The sequence below is a fragment of the Nocardioides aurantiacus genome (genome assembly GCF_003752505.1).
GTDB lineage: Bacteria > Actinomycetota > Actinomycetes > Propionibacteriales > Nocardioidaceae > Marmoricola > Marmoricola aurantiacus.
Map to the genome: position 1 here is coordinate 1,266,072 of NZ_RKHO01000001.1, position 17,205 is coordinate 1,283,276.

Consider the following 17,205-nt stretch of genomic DNA (forward strand, 5'->3'; position numbering starts at 1 on the left):
CCCATGGGCAAGCAGGAAGACTTCGTGCTCCGGGCACTCGAGGAGCGCGACGTCCGCTTCGTGCGGCTGTGGTTCACCGACGTGCTGGGCTACCTCAAGTCGGTGTCGGTCGCGCCCGCGGAGCTCGAGGGCGCGTTCGACGAGGGCATCGGCTTCGACGGCTCGGCCATCGAGGGCTTCACCCGGGTGACCGAGGCCGACATGCTGGCCCACCCCGACCCGACGACGTTCCAGCTGCTGCCCTGGCGCGGCGAGGGGCCCTCGACCGCCCGGATGTTCTGCGACATCGGGATGCCCGACGGCTCCCCGTCGTACGCCGACCCGCGGTTCGTGCTCAAGCGCACCCTCCAGCAGGCGGCCGACAAGGGCTTCACCTTCTACACCCACCCCGAGATCGAGTTCTACCTCTTCTCCGGCCGTCCCGGCCTGGGCGAGGAGCCGGTGCCGGTCGACCGCAGCGGCTACTTCGACCACACCGCGCAGTCGCGGGGCGCCGACTTCCGCCGCGAGGCGATCTCGATGCTGGAGTCGATGGGCATCTCGGTGGAGTTCAGCCACCACGAGGGCGGCCCGGGCCAGCAGGAGATCGACCTGCGGTACGCCGACGCGCTGTCCACCGCCGACAACATCATGACCTTCCGCACCGTGGTGCGGGAGGTGGCGCTGAGCCAGGGGATCTGGGCCAGCTTCATGCCCAAGCCGTTCACCACCCACCCCGGCTCGGGGATGCACACCCACGTGTCGCTCTTCGAGGGCGACACCAACGCGTTCTTCGAGGCCGGCGCGGAGTACCAGCTGTCGCGGACCGCGCGGCACTTCATCGCGGGCCTGCTCAAGCACGCCAGCGAGATCACCGTGCTGACCAACCAGTGGGTCAACTCCTACAAGCGGCTCATCGGCGGCAGCGAGGCCCCGTCGTACATCTCGTGGGGGCACAACAACCGCTCCGCGATGGTGCGGGTGCCGATGTACAAGCCCAACAAGGCGCAGTCGACCCGCATCGAGCTGCGCAGCATCGACGCGGCCTGCAACCCCTACCTCGCCTTCGCGGTCATCCTCGCGGCCGGCATGAAGGGCATCGAGGAGGAGTACGAGCTCCCGCGCGAGGCCGAGGACAACGTCTGGTCGCTCAACGACCGCGAGCGCAAGGCGCTCGGGCTCGAGCAGCTGCCCAAGAACCTCCACGACGCCATCAAGATCGCCGAGGACTCCGAGCTCCTCGCCGAGACGCTCGGCGAGCACGTCTACGAGTTCTTCCTCCGCAACAAGCGTGCGGAGTGGGAGGAGTACCGCGGCCAGGTCTCCGCCTTCGAGCGCGACCGGATGCTGCCGGTCATCTGACCACGTCGGGAACCCGCCGACGCCCGGGTCGACCTGAGTACGAGTACGCATGCGGCGGACCGGTGCACGCCGCGAGGGTGGGGGCATGACCTCGCGAGAGACCCACGTCACCGGCCACGCCGTCAGCAGCCTCGACCTGCCGGACGGCGCCGAGGCCGACCTGCGCCTGGCGGGCGAGGCGGTGACCGTGACGGTGCGCGGCGAGCTCGACCTGCACACCGCGTCCTGCCTGCGCCAGACGCTCCAGGCCGCGGTCGCCGAGGAGGCCGACCTGGTGCTGGTGCACCTCGACGAGGTCACCTTCATGGACTCCACCGCCCTGGGCGTGCTCGTGGGCGCCTGGAAGGCCCAGACCGCGCACGGTCGCCGGCTCGAGGTGGTCTGCAGCCGTCCCGAGCCGCTGAAGCTGCTGCGGCTGACCGGGCTCGACGGTGTCCTGGTGGTCCACCCGGGCGCCCCCGCGGTGCGGTCGTGAGCGTGACGCGCCACCGCTGGTTGGTGCCGAGCGCCGGCGGCAGTGCGGTCGTCTGCGGCGCGGTGCTGCTCGGCGTCTCGTCCTGGGCGGGTGGCCGGTCCGAGCAGGTGGGCGGGATGGAGGCGACGGGCTACGGGTACGCCGCGCTCTTCGCAGGGCTGGCCGGCCTGCCGACGCTGCTGCTGGGCGGCCTGGCCCTGCTCCTCCTGCGCCGCCCGCGCGCGGCCGGCAACCTGTCGTTGCTGGCCGGGCTGCTGGTGCTGTTCGGCGGCGGCGCCGGCATGGGCACGCTGCACGTCGTGCTCGGGTGGGCCACCGTCGCGGTCGGCGTCGCGGTGATGACGCTGGGCGTGGCCGCCACGACGTTCGCGGCCACCCCGGGGGCTCGCGGGACGCGGTAGGTTCGGCAGGTGCCCAGCCGAGCCCAGCCCTCCGCGGGCGACCTCGCCCGCCTCGGCTTCCGTGACACCTCGGCGGCGGTCCCGCTGCTGGCCTCGCTGGGCGGCGCCGCCGGTCCGCTGCTGCCCCTGATCGGCCGCAGCGCCGACCCCGACCAGGCGCTGGCCGCGCTGGTCGACCTCGCCGACGCGGTCGACGACCGCGACCGGCTGCTGCGTGAGGTGTCCGACGACGAGGGCACCTCGATGCGGCTGCTCAGCGTGCTCGGGGCTAGCCAGGCGCTCGCCGACCACCTGCGCCGCCACCCCGAGCACTGGTCCGACCTGTGCGACCCGAGCCTGGGCTCGACCCGGCCGACGGCCGCGAGCATGCGCGGGTCGCTCCTCGAGGCGGTCGGCGCCGACCCCGGCGACATCGAGCCGGTCGCCACGCTGTCGTACGCCGACGCGCTGGACGCCCTCCGCGTGGAGTACCGCCGGCTGCTGCTCAGCCTCGCCGCCCGCGACCTCGCCCACCACGTCGGCGTCGACGACGTCGCGGCCGAGCTGAGCGACCTCGCCGCCGGCACGCTCGAGGCGGGCCTGGCCGTGGCCCGCGCCAAGGTCGGCGAGGCCGCCTCCGGGGCGCGGCTCGCCGTGGTCGCCATGGGCAAGTGCGGGGGCCACGAGCTCAACTACGTCTCCGACGTCGACGTCGTCTTCGTGGCCGAGGCCGCCGACGGCGTGGCCGAGACCGTCGCGCTGCGCACCGCCACCCAGCTGGCCTCGACCCTGATGCAGGTCTGCGGCGACCACACCCGCGAGGGCACGATCTGGCCGGTCGACGCCAACCTGCGCCCCGAGGGCAAGTCGGGTCCGCTGGTGCGCACCCTGGCCAGCCACGAGGGCTACTACGGCCGCTGGGCCAAGACCTGGGAGTTCCAGGCGCTGCTCAAGGCCCGGCCGGTGGCCGGCGACGCGGCGCTCGGGGCGGCGTACGTCGAGATGATCACACCGCTCGTGTGGACGGCCGCGGAGCGCGACGGCTTCGTCGAGGAGGTCCAGGCGATGCGGCGCCGGGTCGTCGCCCACATCCCGGCCGACCAGAGCGAGCGTCAGCTCAAGCTCGGCTCGGGCGGGCTGCGCGACGTCGAGTTCGCGGTGCAGCTGCTGCAGCTGGTCCACGGCCGGACCGACGAGGAGGTCCGGCCCCCGACGACGCTCTCCGCGCTGGCCCGGCTCACCGAGCGGGGGTACGTCGGCCGCGAGGACGGCGCCGAGCTCCACGAGGCCTACGCGTTCCTGCGCACCCTCGAGCACCGGATCCAGCTCTACCAGCTGCGGCGCACCCACGTGGTGCCCGCCGACGAGGACGCGCGCCGTCGGCTCGGCCGCTCGCTGGGCTTCACCAGGGACCCCGTCCGGGAGCTCGACAAGCTCTGGAACTTCCACCGCCGCGAGGTGCGCCGGCTGCACGAGAAGCTGTTCTACCGGCCGCTGCTCGCCGCCGTGGCGCGGATGAGCAGCGACGAGGCCCGGCTCAGCCCCGAGGCCGCGACCGAGCGGCTGGCGGCCCTGGGCTACCTCGACCCGAAGGCGGCGCTGCGCCACCTCGAGGCGCTGACCTCCGGCGTACGCCGCAGCGCAGCGATCCAGCGCACGCTGCTGCCGGCGATGCTGCAGTGGTTCGCCGACGCCCCGGACCCGGACGCCGGCCTGTTCGGGTTCCGGCGGATCTCCGAGGCGCTGGGCTCGACGCCGTGGTACCTCCGGCTGCTGCGCGACGAGGGCGAGGCGGCGCAGCGGATGGCGCAGGTGCTCGCGACCAGTCGCTACGCCACCGGGCTGCTGCAGCGCGAGCCGCAGGCGGTGGCGCTGCTCGGCGAGGACGAGCGGCTGGAGCCGCTGGGTCGGGCCGCGGTCCAGGCCGAGATGGCCGCGGCCGGACGCCGCCGCGCGGACCCGCGCGAGGCGGTGCTGGCGATCCGGGCGATCCGTCGTCGCGAGCTGCTGCGCATCAGCGTGGCCGACCTGTGCGTGCCGTTCGGGGTGGAGCAGGTCGGCTACGCCCTGACCGACGTCACCAGCGCGACCCTGGAGGCCTCGCTCGCCGCGGTGGTGCGCGGGGTCGAGGCGGCCCGGGGCGTGCCGATGCCGACGCGGCTGGCGATCGTGGCGATGGGTCGCTACGGCGGCTTCGAGCTGGGCTACGGCAGCGACGCCGACGTGATGTTCGTGCACGACCCGCTGCCCGGGGCCGACCCCGCGCAGGCGGCCTCGATGGCGCAGGCGGCGGTCAACGACCTGCGGCGGCTGCTGGGGGAGCAGGGCAAGGACCCGACGCTGGACGTCGACGCCGACCTGCGGCCCGAGGGTCGGCAAGGCCCGCTGGTGCGCACCCTGGAGTCCTACGCCGCCTACTACGCCAAGTGGTCGGCGGTGTGGGAGGCCCAGGCGCTGCTGCGGGCCGCCCCCGTGGTCGGCGACGCCGACGTGCAGGAGCGGTTCGCCGCGCTGGTCGACCCGCTGCGCTTCCCCGCCGACGGGCTCAGCCAGGACGACGTCGTGGAGATCCGCCGCATCAAGGCGCGCGTCGACGCCGAGCGGCTGCCGCGCGGTGCGGACCCCGCGACCCACTTCAAGCTCGGCCGCGGCGGGCTCTCCGACGTCGAGTGGACCGTGCAGCTGCTGCAGATGCAGCACGCCGGTCGGGTCCCCGAGCTGCGGACCACCAAGACGCTCGAGGCGCTGCGCGTCGCCGTCGAGCAGGAGCTCCTCGACGCGGCCGACGCGGAGGGCCTGGTGGAGGCCTGGCGGTTCGCGAGCCGCGCCCGCAACGCGACCGTCCAGGTGCGGGGCAAGCCCGCCGACCAGCTGCCGCGCGACGCCCGCGAGCGAGCCGCCGTGGCCGCGATCCTGCAGTACGATCCGGGAGAGTCCGACGCGATGGTCAACGACTACCTGCGGTCCGCCCGCCGGGCGCGCGGCATCGTCGACCGGGTGTTCTGGGGCTAGGCCCCGGGAGGGTTCCCCTGGCCGGCAGATGAAGTTATCATCTTCATATGTCGTCGATGAAGCTTTCTGCTTCAGGTCTGGGTGCGTGGTCGCACGCTCCGGTCGCCGTGGTCATCGGCGACGTGGTCGCGTCCCGAGTGGCCGCCGACCGGGCCGACCTCCACGAGCGGCTCGCCGCCGCGGTCGCGGGGTCCAACCTCGCCACCGGTCCCCTGACACCCTGGCGGATCACGGTCGGTGACGAGTTCCAGGGCGCGTTCGCCGGCGTCGGGGAGGCGCTGCACGCCGTGCTGCTGCTGCGCACGGCGCTGGCCGGCGAGCCGGCCGGGGCGTCGGACGGGACACCGGACGGCCCCGAGCCCGAGCCGGTCGACGTGCGCTTCGGGGTGGGCTGGGGCCCGGTCGCGACGCTGGCCGACGAGCCCCGCGTCGAGGACGGGCCCGGCTGGTGGGCGGCCCGGGAGGCGGTCGAGGAGGTCAAGCGGGCGGCGCGTCGCGCCGGGTTCCGGCACCGCCGGACGGCGTACCGGCGGAGCGAGGGGGTGCCCGGTCCCGACCCCGACCTGGTCAACGCCGCCCTGCTCTGTCAGGACGAGGTGGTGGGATCAGCCTCGCCCCGGTCGCTGCGGCTGCTGGGGGGACTGCTGCAGGGCCGGCCCCAGGCCGACCTCGCCGCGGCCGAGGGCGTCTCCGCCTCGGCGGTCTCCCAGCGCGTGCGGCACGACGGGCTGGCCGTCGTGGTGGCGGCCGACGCGCTGCTGAGGAGGGTCACGTGAGCTGGATCGCGCTGCTGCTGGTGGGGCTGGGCGTCACCGACCTGGTGCGCTCGTGCCGACCCCTGGGCGGGCTGGAGGGCTGCGTCGGCGGCTCGTCGGCGGTGCTGCTCGGGCTGCTGGCCGGGCTCACCTCGGCCACCGACGTGGTCGCCCTGCTGGCCCTCGCGGTGGCGAGCGTGGCCTGGGGGCTCACGGTGCACCGACACCTCCGGGGCGGGAGCGCCGTGCCCCCGCTCGGGGTCGCCGTCGCCGCGGTGGTGGTGGCGCTGCTGCTCTCCGGCACGGCGGGCGAGGGCGGGGGTGCGGTCGGGTCGTGGGTGGACGGGTCGGGCTTCCCCGGCGTACGACACCTCAGCGTGGAGCGTGTGCTGCTGCTCGTCGGGGTGCTCCTGGCCCAGCTCAGCACCGGCAACGTGGTGGTCCGGCTGGTGCTCGCCGTCACCGGCACGGTCGAGCCGTCCGTCCACGACACCGTCGACGACCCCGAGCAGCAGCTCAAGGGCGGTCGGCTGCTCGGGCCCATGGAGCGGCTCTTCATCGTCGGGCTGGGGCTCGCCGGTGAGCTGACCGCGGCCAGCATCGTGATCGCGGCCAAGGGTCTGCTCCGCTGGCCCGAGCTGCAGTCGCGGGTGGACCAGGTCCGGATCCACCGACTCACGGAGTACTTCCTGGTCGGCAGCTTCGTCAGCTGGCTGTTCGCCCTGTCCTGCCTGGCGCTGGCGCGGCCCTAGGCAGGCCTATCCGTCGAGGCCGCTGAGGTCACCGGGCACGTCCACGGCGTGGGTCCGCAGCACCTCGAGGGGGACCAGCGCCAGCACGGCGGCGTTGGTGGAGGCCAGGACGACCGGCGCCGCGGCGCCGTCGGCGTGCGCGACGTACCAGTTGCGCGCGGTCACGCACCACCGGTCCCCGGGCACGAGGCCGGGGAAGGCGTACTGCGGGACCGGGGTCGAGAGGTCGTTGCCGATCGCGCGCTGGTGGGCGAGGAACTCCACCGTCATCACCGCGCAGACGGTGTGGCTGCCGCGGTCCTCGGGCCCGGTGCTGCAGCAGCCGTCGCGGTAGAAGCCGGTCATCGGCTCGGTGCCGCAGGGCTCGAGCGGCCCGCCGACGACGTTGAGCTCCTCGGGGACGGGAGCGGGGTCGTCGGTGGTCATGGGGACAGCATGCGCGTCCGGCGCAGGGGTGGGGCACGCCGCGCCGGGGGACCGCCGATCAGGAGGCGCCGGGCTCCTCGCCGCTCTCGATGTTGAACATCCACGCCACGCCCCACGGGTCGGTGACCTGGCCGAAGGAGGCGCCCCACATCTGCTTCTCCAGCGGCACGTCGACGGTGCCCCGGCCGGAGAAGGCGTCCCACCAGCCCTTGAGCGTCGCCTCGTCGGCGGCGTCGCCGCTCAGCGCCACCCCGAAGTCGTTGCCGTGGCGCACCTCCTCGCCGGGAGGGCCGTCGGAGGCCATCACGCGCAAGCCGTCGTCGGTGACGAGCAGGGCGTGCATCACGCCCTCGGGCGGCGGCGTCGGCCCGGTCATGCCCATGTCGCCGAAGGTCATCACGTCGAGCCTCCCGCCGAGCACGGACCGGTAGAACTCCATCGCCTCACGGGCGTCGCCGTCGAAGATCAGGTAGGTGGTGAGCTGCAGGGTCATCGGTGCTCCTCGGGTGCGGGGGTGGCGGCCGGTTGCCGTCGTGCTTCTGACCGGGGTGGGTGGCCGGAATCATCGCTCGGGGAGGCCGAGGGACACGAGCACGAAACAACCGCGTGATCTGGCCCGCCTAGGTTCGGACCGACCCGAGCCGTCTCGGGCCCTACTCACCCAGGAGTTCCCCATGACCGCCAACCAGGTCCGGCTGCAGGCCATCAAGGGCGTCGAGTCCACGGTGCCCCCGGCGTACAGCTTCGACCCGGGCGAGGAGCCCGGCCAGATCTTCGGCGAGAACGTCTTCAGCCTCAACGTGATGCAGAAGCGGCTGCCCAAGAACGTCTACAAGTCGGTGGTCTCGACGATCGAGAAGTCGACGCCGCTGGACCCCGACGTGGCCGACGCCGTCGCCTCGGCGATGAAGGACTGGGCGATGGAGAAGGGCGCGACGCACTACGCGCACGTCTTCTACCCGCTGACCGGCCTGACCGCGGAGAAGCACGACAGCTTCCTGGACCCGGTGGGCGACGGCACGGCGTTCGCGTCGTTCTCCGGCAAGACGCTGGTGCAGGGCGAGCCCGACGCGTCGTCGTTCCCCAACGGCGGGCTGCGCAACACCTTCGAGGCGCGCGGCTACACCGGTTGGGACGTGATGAGCCCGGCGTACGTGCTGGAGAACCCCAACGGCAACACCCTGTGCATCCCCACCATCTTCATCTCGATGACCGGTGAGGCGCTCGACCACAAGACGCCGGTGCTGCGCTCGCAGCAGGCGATGTCCGCGCAGGCCAAGCGCGTGCTGCGGCTCTTCGGGCACGACGACCCGGACAACGTGGTGGCCTACTGCGGCCCCGAGCAGGAGTACTTCCTGGTCGACAGCCACTTCTTCACCGCCCGGCCCGACCTGCTCAACGCCGGCCGCACGCTCTTCGGGGCCAAGCCGCCCAAGGGCCAGGAGTTCGACGACCACTACTTCGGCGCCATCCCCGAGCGCGTGCTCGGCTTCATGATGGACACCGAGCGGGAGCTGTTCAAGCTCGGCATCCCGGCCAAGACGCGGCACAACGAGGTCGCGCCGGGGCAGTTCGAGGTGGCCCCGATGTTCGAGCGCGCCAACGAGGCGAGCGACCACCAGCAGCTGCTGATGACGACCTTCAAGTCGGTTGCGCGCAAGCACGGCATGGAGTGCCTGTTCCACGAGAAGCCGTTCGACGGCGTCAACGGCTCGGGCAAGCACGTCAACTTCTCGCTCGGCAACGCCGAGCTCGGCAGCCTGCTCGTGCCCGGCGACAACCCCCACGACAACGCGCAGTTCCTCGTCTTCTGCGCCGCGGTGGTGCGTGCGGTCCACCAGTACGGCGGGCTGCTGCGCAGCTCGGTCGCCTCCGCCGGCAACGACCACCGCCTCGGCGCCAACGAGGCCCCGCCGGCGATCATCTCGATCTTCCTCGGCGACCAGCTCGCCGACGTGTTCGACCAGATCGCCAAGGGCGGTGCGACCCACTCCAAGGAGAAGGGCACGCTGACCATCGGCGTGGACACGTTGCCCAACCTCAGCAAGGACCCGGGCGACCGCAACCGCACCAGCCCGTTCGCCTTCACGGGCAACCGGTTCGAGTTCCGCGCGCCCGGCTCCAACCAGACGGTGGCCGGTCCCATGGTCGTGCTCAACACGATCATGGCCGAGGCGCTCGACCACGCGGCGACCTACCTCGAGGACGCGGTGGCGGCCGGCACCGACTTCAACGAGGCCGTGCAGTCGCTGCTGACCGAGATCGTCACCGACCACGGCAAGGTCATCTTCAACGGCAACGGCTACTCCGACGAGTGGCCGGTCGAGGCCGAGCAGCGGGGCCTGAAGAACCTCCGCACCACGGTCGACGCGCTGCCCGAGCTGATCACGCCCGAGGCGCTGGAGCTGTTCGCGAAGTACGACGTGTTCAGCGACCGCGAGATGCACAGCCGCTACGAGATCGGCCTGGAGCAGTACGTCCTGTCGATCTCCGTCGAGGCCAACCTGACCCTCGAGATGGGCACCACGATCGTGCTGCCCGCGGCGGTGCGCTACCAGACCGAGCTCGCCACCAACGTCTCCGCGCTCAAGGCCGCCGGGGTGGAGGCCGACCTCGCCGACCTCGAGGCGGTCTCGGTGCCGCTGGCCGCGCTGCGTGCCGGTCTGAAGGAGCTCGCCGCTGCGGTCGCCCACGAGCACCCCGAGGACGCGATGGAGGCGGCGACGTTCTGCCGCGACACCGTGATCCCGGCGATGGCCGCGGTCCGCGAGGCCGCCGACACCCTCGAGGGCGTCGTCGCGGACGACCTGTGGTCGCTGCCGACCTACCAGGAGATGCTCTACCTGCTCTGATGCCGAGGCCACCGGGCTCGGGCTCGGGGTCAGGCGAGGTCGAGCTGGGCCATCACCAGGTCGGTGCGCTCGGCGGGTTCGAGCCGGACCCGCCAGGCGCGGCCCTCCGACTGGCCGCAGGGGCGCGGGGTGACGGTCTGGTCGGTGGCGCAGGCCGCCGAGAGTAACCGCCCTCCTTCGACCACGACGGTGCGGGGGACCTGTCCGCCGGGATAGCTCAGGTCGAGCGAGGTGAGCCGGGCCAGGGCGCGACCCGAGGGCCGGTCACTGCGGGTCACGGCCCCGGACAGCACGTAGCTGACCTGCACCTCCGTGGCAGCACCGAACTCGTACGCCGACGGGGCGGCGGTCACCGCGGTGGGGCCGGGCCAGGGGCCCGTGTCGGTCGCGACGCGCACCTGCCGCGCGGCCACCGGCCCACCCCCGGGCCCCGGGGGGAGGCCGAGCTCGACGCGGGTGATCGGCCGCGAGGTCGAGATCCAGTGGTCGACCCGGATGTCGCCCGAGGGCAGCACCTGGCTGCGGACGTACTCGCTGTCGGGCGCGACCGCAGCCGGGACCTGCAGCGGCGTGGTGGCACTGGCCGGGGTGGGCTGATCGGGCCAACGGGAGACCACGACCCACATCAGGACCACCGCGAGCGCCGCCACGGACACGGAGATCAGCACCAGCGCCGGTGGGAGCACGGGCTCACGGCGCCGGTCCGGGTCCGCGACCGGGAGCGCCCCCCAGACCGGGGTGTCCGGCGGCGCGGCCTCCTTCTCCGCGCGCTCCCCTCCCGCGAGCGGGAGCGACGGACCACCTGGGGGGTCCGTGGGGGCGGGGGCGTCCACCGGGACCAGCACCCCCGCCGGGTCGGGCTCGTAGACGTAGCCGTCCTCGTCCTCGAAGGTCCCGTCGGCGTGGTGGTAGAGCCACCAGCTCTCGGCGTGGTCCGCGAGGTCGACGGGGTGCAGCACCCACCCCGGGACGGTGGGCGTGCCGCTGTCGTCGGGACGGCCGTCCTCGGGGTCCTCGGTCATCTGCCTCACCTGTTCCTGGGCTGCGGGAGGGACACCGGCTCCGCGACGACCACCGCGAGCCGTTGGTAGCCACCACGGGCGGGGACGTACGGCGGGGCGCAGGTCACCATCACGAGTCGCCGGTCGCCGGTCGGGCGGTAGAGCCAGCCCCGACGCAGGGCCGAGGACCGTTCGAGCAGCCGGACCGAGGTCGTGGTGAAGGACTGGCGCAGGCCCGCCGAGGTGACCTCGAACCGGTCCCCGGTCCGGGCCTCCAGCAGCTCGGCGAACGGCCCGAGGCCCTGCGTGCGCGAGTCGACGTGGGCGGCGAGCAGCGTCGAGCCGAACGGGTCGCCGAGCGCCGAGCCCCCGCGCCACCACCCGGCCCGCTCCACGTCCGCGGGCACGTCGAGGACGCCGTCGGTGCGGGAGGAGACGGCCTGCACCGCGACGACGGGTCCGCCGGGCAGGCGGACCGCGGTGGGCGGCTCGCGACGTACGGCGCCCGCGCGGCGCGCCGTACGCGCCTCGACCACGACGGTGTCCTCACCCCCGCCGGACGTCCGCCCCGCGGGTGCGTCGGCGGCCGGCGGAGGCTCTGCGGGGGAGGGCCACCACAGCGTCGAGGTGCCGAGCACGACCACCACGACCACCACCGCGAGGACGACCCGCAGCAGGGTGCTGCGACCTGCTGCCACGTCATGGCCGCCCTGTCGCGCGCGGTCCCCAGGGGGACAGCGCCGCGATCGGCTCGCGCGACCCTCGCGGCACGAGCCCGACGGAGCCGGTGTCGATCGACCGCGGCGCGACCGACCCGTCGGAGCTCAGCTGCAGGGTGTGCGTGACGACGTCCATGGACCGGGTGCGCGGGTTCCCGACGGCGTACACCATCGTCGCGGTGCGGGGGGCGAGGTCGACGGACAGGGGGCCCAGGATGGGGTCGCCCCTCCGGCCGGTCGGAAGGAGCTCGACGCGGTGCTGCCCGGCCGGGACGTCCGCGTCGGCGTACTCCCCGTTGGCGATGTTGCTGAACACGACCTCGCCGTCGAAGGCGACGTCGGCCGGCGAGACGGTGGCGGTGTGCGCGAGGAGCAGTCGTGCCTTGTCGGGACCGATCGGGGCGTCGGGGGTGGCGTAGGTGCTGACCACCAGGGCGCCGTCGACCGCGGCGGGTCGGTGCAGCACGACGTCGTGACCGGACCCTGCGGCCACCTCGACGCGAGCGGCGAGCGTCCGTCCGCCCGGGACCCCGGTGAAGGAGAGCCGGTGCGTGCCGGCTGCCAGGGTCAGCGGCCCGATGACTTCACCGACCCCGGCCTGCGGCTGCACGAGGCGGCCGTCGACCTGCACCCCCACCTCGGCACCCGGCACGGCCTGCACGACCGTGACCTGCCCCCCGCCCGCGGCGCTGGCTCCGCCGCCGAGGCCCGTCGTCGCGCCGATCGCGACCACGGCCGCTGCGAGCAGCGCCGTCGACACGTTCCTCTTCGTCATCCGAGCCCCCCAAGACCTGGCGCACGGTGCGCCTCAGCGCCGTGACCACGTCCAGAGCAGCACGATGCTCGTCGGCAGGTCAAAGGCCGTCGTCCGGTTTCGAGGGGGATGGCCCGTAAAGTCATGGCAATACCAAGCGGTAGGCCGCGTGTGCAACTCCGTGTCCGGGATGCGGAGCCGTGGGATGTGTGCCCTCAGCGGTCCGACGCCGACGCCGGGTCTCCGGTGAGCACGCGGACGGCCAGGTCGGTGGTCGCCTGGACGTTGAAGAAGCCCGCGACCCGGGTGACCCGGTCGATGTCCAGCGGCAGCAGGCCGGGCGTGCCCGGTCGGTCCGGGGTGAGGCCGAGGTCGAGGTCGGCGTGGCCCGACATCAGGTCGACGTTGAAGTCGTAGCGCTCCCGGGCGCCGGGTGCGGTGAGCCGGCGTACGACGGTGGCGCCGAGGCGGCGACCGCCGGAGTCGAGCGCCTGGCCGTCGAGCGCCGCCGCGATCGAGCGGCCCTCGTCGTGCTCGACGTCGGCCCAGACCGCCCGCATGTCGCCGGCGACGTCGAGCAGCGCGACCGCCGCCTTCTCGCCGATGCCCGGGACGCCGGGGAGGTTGTCGCTGGCGTCACCGCGCAAGGCGGCGTAGGCCAGGTAGTTCTCCGCGGCCACGCCGTACATCAGGCGCAGCCGGTGGGGATCGAGCAGCGGCGAGGCGGAGATGCCGCCGTCGATGAGCCGCAGCACACGGGTGTGGGGGCTGATGTGCGCGAACGCGTCGCGGTCGGAGGTCACGATGACGCAGTCCCAGCCGTGGCGGACGGCCCATCCGGCAGCCGAGGCGCCGACGTCGTCGGCCTCCAGCCCCGGGGGCGTCAGGGTGGCCAGGCCGAGGGCGTCCAGCAGGCCTCCGGCGCGCTCGAGCTGCTCGACCAGCTCGGGGTGCTTCTCCGCACGGCCGGCCTTGTAGAGCGGGTAGCGGTCACGTCGCTGCGAGGAGGTGCGGTCGTCCAGCCCGAAGAGCACGGCGTCCGGCGCGAACCGGTCGATGCACTCCAGGATCTGGCGCAGCATGCCGTGCAGCGCCCAGACGGGCCGTCCGGAGCGGTCCATGATCCGGGTGTGCGCCCGGGCGTGGTGGTTGCGGTGCAGCAGCGACGGGGCGTCCACGACCAGGAGCAGCCTGCGGGGGTGCGCGGCGTCGGGTGGGGTCATCGAGATCGCGGCCCATGCTACGTCTGCACGGCGCTGCCCCAGCCGCGCCGTCGGTCGAGCCCGTGCCGTCGGTCGAGCCCGTCGAGACCACGGCGCTCACCGGAAGTCCCGCGAGGACGCCCGCGCCTGCAGCACCGCTCCGGCACCCGGGACGACGACGTCGATGCCCTCCACCCGGTCGGCCACGAGGTTCATCACGCCCTCGTTGCGCTCGAGGCGGCCGCGGACGACGACGGCGACGCGGTTGCGGGCGGCCTGTCGGTGGACCTTCATCACGCCGATCGAGCAGACGACGTTGAGCATGCCGGTCTCGTCCTCGAGGTTGAGGAAGGTGACGCCCATGGCCGTGCCGGGGCGCTGCCGGTGGGTGACCAGGCCGCCCACGTGGACGCGACGGCCCGACTCGGTGGTGGCGAGCTCGGCGATCGAGCGGACCCCGGCGCGGCGGAGGTCCTCGCGCAGGTGCTCGACGGGGTGCCGCTCGGGCGAGACGCCGGTGGCCCAGAGGTCGGCCAACGTGATCGCCGGCTCGCTGAGGCCGGGCAAGGTGGGCGCCTCGGGAGCGGGCGTCGTGCCGGGCAGGTGATCGGCACGCTCGGCGAAGCCTGCGTGCCAGAGCGCCTCCCGACGACCGAGCCCCCAGGCGTCGAAAGCACCGGCGGTGGCCAGGGCCTCGAGCTGGGCCGAGGTCAGGTCGGCCCGGCGTGACAGGTCGGGGACACCGGTGAAGGGTGCCTCCTCGCGCGCCGCCACGATGCGCCGCGCCACCTCCGCCCCGACGCCCCGCACCGAGTCCAGCCCCAACCGCACGGCGAGCCCGCCGTCACGCCGGTGCGCGGGCACCGGGTCGGGGGTGCCCGGCACCCACTCGACGCGCTCGAACCTCGGGCGGCAGCACGCCTCCGTCCCGGTGGGGGCGGTCGGGCCGTCGACGACCGGTTCGAGGTCGGCCTGGGCGGCGGAGCGGGTGACGTCGGGGCGGCGTACGTCGACACCGTGCCTGCGGGCGTCGCCCACCAGCGACTGCGGGGAGTAGAAGCCCATGGGCTGGTTGCGCAGCAGCCCGGCCAGGAACGCCGCGGGGTAGTGCAGCTTGAACCAGGACGAGGCGTAGACGAGCAGCGCGAAGGACAGCGCGTGCGACTCCGCGAAGCCGAAGTTGGCGAAGGACAGGATCTTGACATAGATCGAGTCGGCGAGGTCGCCGGTGATGCCGCGCCGCTGCATGCCGGAGTAGAGCGTGTGCTTGACCGACTCGATGCGCTCCACCCCGCGCTTGGACCCCATCGCGCGGCGCAGCAGGTCGGCGTCGTCGCGGCTGCAGTCGCCCAGCGCGACCGCCATAGCCATCAGCTGCTCCTGGAACAGCGGCACGCCCTTGGTCCGCTCGAGCACCGGCACCAGCTCGGGGTGGTCGTAGGTGATCGGCTCCTGGCCGGTGGCCCGACGCACGTAGGGGTGCACCGCACCACCCTGGATGGGCCCGGGCCGGATCAGGGCGATCTCGATGGCGAGGTCGTAGAACTCGCGGGGACGCAGCCGGGGCAAGGTGCCGATCTGGGCCCGGCTCTCCACCTGGAAGACGCCGATCGAGTCGGCGCGGCACAGCATGTCGTAGACCGCCGGCTCCTCCTTGGGCATCGTGGCGAGCGTCCACTTCTCGCCGAGGTGCTCCTCGGCCAGCCGCATGGTGTGGTCGAGGGCGCCCAGCATGCCCAGGCCGAGCAGGTCGAACTTGACCAGGCCCATCGACTCGCAGGCGTCCTTGTCCCACTGCAGCACCGTGCGCCTGTCCATCCGCGCCCGCTCGATGGGGCAGACCTCGCCGATGGGCCGCTCGGTGAGCACCATCCCGCCGGAGTGGATGCCGAGGTGGCGCGGTGCCCCCATCAGCTCCTCGGCCAGCGCGACCACGGGCGCGGGGACGTCGTGGGCCGCTGGGTCGCCCATGTCTCCCGCGACGACGGACTTCCAGCCGTCGATCTGCTTGGACCACGCGTCCTGCTGGCCCTGGGAGAAGCCGAGGGCCTTGGCGGCGTCGCGCACCGCCATCCGAGGCTGGTAGGCGATGACGTTGGCGACCTGGGCCGCGTTGTGCCGGCCGTAGGTCTCGTAGACCCACTGGATGACCTCCTCGCGGCGGTCGGAGTCGAAGTCGACGTCGATGTCGGGCTCCTCGTCGCGGTGCGCGGAGATGAAGCGCTCGAAGGGCAGCCGGTAGAAGACGGCGTCGACCGCAGTGATGCCGAGGGCGTAGCAGACCGCCGAGCTCGCCGCCGAGCCGCGGCCCTGGCACAGGATGCCGCGCTCGCGGGCGAAGGCGACGATGTCGTGGACGATGACGAAGTAGCCGGCGAAGTCCTTCTCGGCGACGACCCGCAGCTCGTGCTCGAGCCGCTCGCGCGCCTCGCGCTCGTGGGGCACGCCGGCGTAGCGCTCGGCGAAGCCGCGCTCCGCGAGCACCCGCAGCCAGGAGTCGGCGGTGTGGCCCTCGGGGATCTGGCGCTTGGGCAGCGCGGGGGAGGCCTTGCGCAGGTCGAAGGCCAGCTCCTCGGCCAGCGACACGCTGCGGCCGACGGCGCCGGGGTGGGCCGCCAGGGCTGCGGCCGTCTCCGCGCCACTGCGGAGGTGGGCCGATCCGGAGAGGTCGAGCCAGCCGTCGAGCTCGGCCAGGCTGCGGCGGGCGCGCACCGCGGCCATGGCCGCGGCCACGCGGCGCCGCTCGGGGGTGGCGTGGTGGGTGTTGCCCGCGGCGACGACGTCGAGGCCGTGGTCGGCGGCGAGCCGGGCGAGCGCCGCGTTGGTCGCCCCGGCGCCCGGACGCGGCGACAGCTCGACCAGCACGTGCTCGAGACCGAAGAGCGAGGTCAGCCGGTCGAGCGCCTCGGCGGCGGCCCGCTCGCCCCCGGTGGCGAGCGCCTGCTGGACGGCGCCCTTGCGGCAGCCGGTCAGCACCGCCCAGTGGCCGCGGCCGCGCTCGCCCAGCGCCTCGAGGTCGTAGTCGGGACGGCCCTTCTCGTCCCCGCGCAGGTGGGCGTCGGTCATCGCCGCGGCCAACCGGTGGTAGCCCTCGACCCCACGAGCGAGCACGAGCAGGTGGCTGCCCTCGGGGTCGGGCACGCCGTTCTGCGGGCCGGAAAGACCGAGGGAGAGCTCGGCGCCGAACACCGTCGGCAGGTCGTAGGCCGCAGCGGCCTCGGCCAGCATGGGGGCGCCGTAGAAGCCGTCGTGGTCGGTGATCGCCAGGGCGCTCAGGCCCAGTCGCACGGCCTCTTCGACCAGCTCGGCGGGGGAGCTGGCGCCGTCGAGGAAGCTGAAGTGGCTGTGGCAGTGCAGCTCGGCGTACGGCGTGACCGCAGCCGGGCGGTCGATCGACCGGGCCGCGGTGGAGGGGTGCTTGCGCCGCGACACGGGCGCGTCGTCGGCCCCCGGCAGGCCACTGAGGCGGCGCTCGAGCTCGGCCCACTTCATCGCGGGGTTGTTCCAGCCCATCAGCGCACCCCGGTCGTCGGGTC

General features: G+C 73.6%; 14 protein-coding genes. 7 read left to right on the forward strand and 7 right to left on the reverse strand.

What is annotated here, in order from left to right:
- Window positions 1–3: 3 nt before the first annotated feature.
- From EDD33_RS06070 to EDD33_RS06095, 6 genes are all read left to right on the forward strand, one after another.
- Window positions 4–1,341, forward strand: a complete 1,338-nt coding sequence (locus tag EDD33_RS06070; protein ID WP_056538128.1) for a glutamine synthetase family protein — start codon at window positions 4–6, stop codon at window positions 1,339–1,341.
- Between the two features lie 85 nt (window positions 1,342–1,426).
- On the forward strand, window positions 1,427–1,816 hold the full coding sequence (locus tag EDD33_RS06075; RefSeq protein WP_170169714.1) for an STAS domain-containing protein: 390 nt from the start codon (window positions 1,427–1,429) through the stop codon (window positions 1,814–1,816).
- Window positions 1,813–2,217 (forward strand): hypothetical protein, encoded by a 405-nt coding sequence (locus EDD33_RS06080; RefSeq protein WP_148076949.1) that lies wholly within the window; start codon window positions 1,813–1,815, stop codon window positions 2,215–2,217. Before EDD33_RS06075 ends, EDD33_RS06080 begins: the two co-directional genes overlap by 4 nt.
- 9 nt (window positions 2,218–2,226) lie before the next feature.
- Complete coding sequence (locus EDD33_RS06085) at window positions 2,227–5,208, forward strand: bifunctional [glutamine synthetase] adenylyltransferase/[glutamine synthetase]-adenylyl-L-tyrosine phosphorylase (RefSeq protein ID WP_123389540.1); 2,982 nt, start codon at window positions 2,227–2,229, stop codon at window positions 5,206–5,208.
- A gap of 47 nt (window positions 5,209–5,255) precedes the next feature.
- Complete coding sequence (locus EDD33_RS06090; RefSeq protein WP_246003386.1) at window positions 5,256–5,984, forward strand: SatD family protein; 729 nt, start codon at window positions 5,256–5,258, stop codon at window positions 5,982–5,984.
- Window positions 5,981–6,715: a hypothetical protein gene (locus EDD33_RS06095; protein ID WP_123389541.1), complete on the forward strand. Its 735-nt coding sequence runs from the start codon at window positions 5,981–5,983 to the stop codon at window positions 6,713–6,715. The genes EDD33_RS06090 and EDD33_RS06095 overlap by 4 nt, the downstream gene beginning before the upstream one ends.
- A 6-nt stretch (window positions 6,716–6,721) precedes the next feature.
- On the opposite strand, the gene EDD33_RS06100 is transcribed toward EDD33_RS06095, so the two are convergent.
- Window positions 6,722–7,141 carry a DUF2237 family protein gene (locus EDD33_RS06100; protein WP_123389542.1) on the reverse strand — a complete coding sequence of 140 codons (420 nt, stop codon included), beginning with the start codon at window positions 7,139–7,141 and terminating at the stop codon, window positions 6,722–6,724.
- A 58-nt stretch (window positions 7,142–7,199) separates the two neighbouring features.
- Complete coding sequence (locus EDD33_RS06105) at window positions 7,200–7,634, reverse strand: VOC family protein (protein WP_123389543.1); 435 nt, start codon at window positions 7,632–7,634, stop codon at window positions 7,200–7,202.
- Window positions 7,635–7,815: 181 nt separating this feature from the next.
- Here EDD33_RS06105 and EDD33_RS06110 point away from each other — a divergent pair, with 181 nt between their 5' ends.
- On the forward strand, window positions 7,816–9,993 hold the full coding sequence (locus EDD33_RS06110; protein ID WP_123389544.1) for a glutamine synthetase III family protein: 2,178 nt from the start codon (window positions 7,816–7,818) through the stop codon (window positions 9,991–9,993).
- Window positions 9,994–10,022: 29 nt separating this feature from the next.
- On the opposite strand, the gene EDD33_RS06115 is transcribed toward EDD33_RS06110, so the two are convergent.
- The 5 genes from EDD33_RS06115 to EDD33_RS06135 form a co-directional block, all read right to left on the reverse strand.
- Entirely contained in the window at window positions 10,023–11,015 is a 993-nt protein-coding gene (locus EDD33_RS06115) for a hypothetical protein (protein WP_123389545.1), read from the reverse strand.
- 5 nt (window positions 11,016–11,020) lie between these two features.
- The gene (locus tag EDD33_RS06120; protein WP_123389546.1) at window positions 11,021–11,692 is read right to left on the reverse strand and encodes a class F sortase; all 672 of its coding nucleotides are present in this window, start codon (window positions 11,690–11,692) and stop codon (window positions 11,021–11,023) included.
- 1 nt (window position 11,693) lies between these two features.
- On the reverse strand, window positions 11,694–12,488 hold the full coding sequence (locus EDD33_RS06125; protein WP_123389547.1) for a DUF4397 domain-containing protein: 795 nt from the start codon (window positions 12,486–12,488) through the stop codon (window positions 11,694–11,696).
- A 194-nt stretch (window positions 12,489–12,682) separates the two neighbouring features.
- Window positions 12,683–13,690, reverse strand: a complete 1,008-nt coding sequence (locus tag EDD33_RS06130; protein WP_123389548.1) for a 5'-3' exonuclease H3TH domain-containing protein — start codon at window positions 13,688–13,690, stop codon at window positions 12,683–12,685.
- Between the two features lie 96 nt (window positions 13,691–13,786).
- Entirely contained in the window at window positions 13,787–17,182 is a 3,396-nt protein-coding gene (locus EDD33_RS06135; RefSeq protein ID WP_123389549.1) for an error-prone DNA polymerase, read from the reverse strand.
- Window positions 17,183–17,205: the final 23 nt, after the last annotated feature.

Excerpts from the sequence above, each read along its gene's own strand:
- EDD33_RS06090 (WP_246003386.1), top strand. The coding sequence starts at position 5,256 with ATGTCGTCGATGAAGCTTTCTGCTTCAGGTCTGGGTGCGTGGTCGCAC.
- EDD33_RS06070 (WP_056538128.1), top strand. The coding sequence starts at position 4 with ATGGGCAAGCAGGAAGACTTCGTGCTCCGGGCACTCGAGGAGCGCGAC.
- EDD33_RS06115 (WP_123389545.1), bottom strand. The coding sequence starts at position 11,015 with ATGACCGAGGACCCCGAGGACGGCCGTCCCGACGACAGCGGCACGCCC.
- EDD33_RS06075 (WP_170169714.1), top strand. The coding sequence starts at position 1,427 with ATGACCTCGCGAGAGACCCACGTCACCGGCCACGCCGTCAGCAGCCTC.
- EDD33_RS06125 (WP_123389547.1), bottom strand. The coding sequence starts at position 12,488 with ATGACGAAGAGGAACGTGTCGACGGCGCTGCTCGCAGCGGCCGTGGTC.
- EDD33_RS06110 (WP_123389544.1), top strand. The coding sequence starts at position 7,816 with ATGACCGCCAACCAGGTCCGGCTGCAGGCCATCAAGGGCGTCGAGTCC.
- EDD33_RS06100 (WP_123389542.1), bottom strand. The coding sequence starts at position 7,141 with ATGACCACCGACGACCCCGCTCCCGTCCCCGAGGAGCTCAACGTCGTC.
- EDD33_RS06105 (WP_123389543.1), bottom strand. The coding sequence starts at position 7,634 with ATGACCCTGCAGCTCACCACCTACCTGATCTTCGACGGCGACGCCCGT.
- EDD33_RS06130 (WP_123389548.1), bottom strand. The coding sequence starts at position 13,690 with ATGACCCCACCCGACGCCGCGCACCCCCGCAGGCTGCTCCTGGTCGTG.
- EDD33_RS06135 (WP_123389549.1), bottom strand. The coding sequence starts at position 17,182 with ATGGGCTGGAACAACCCCGCGATGAAGTGGGCCGAGCTCGAGCGCCGC.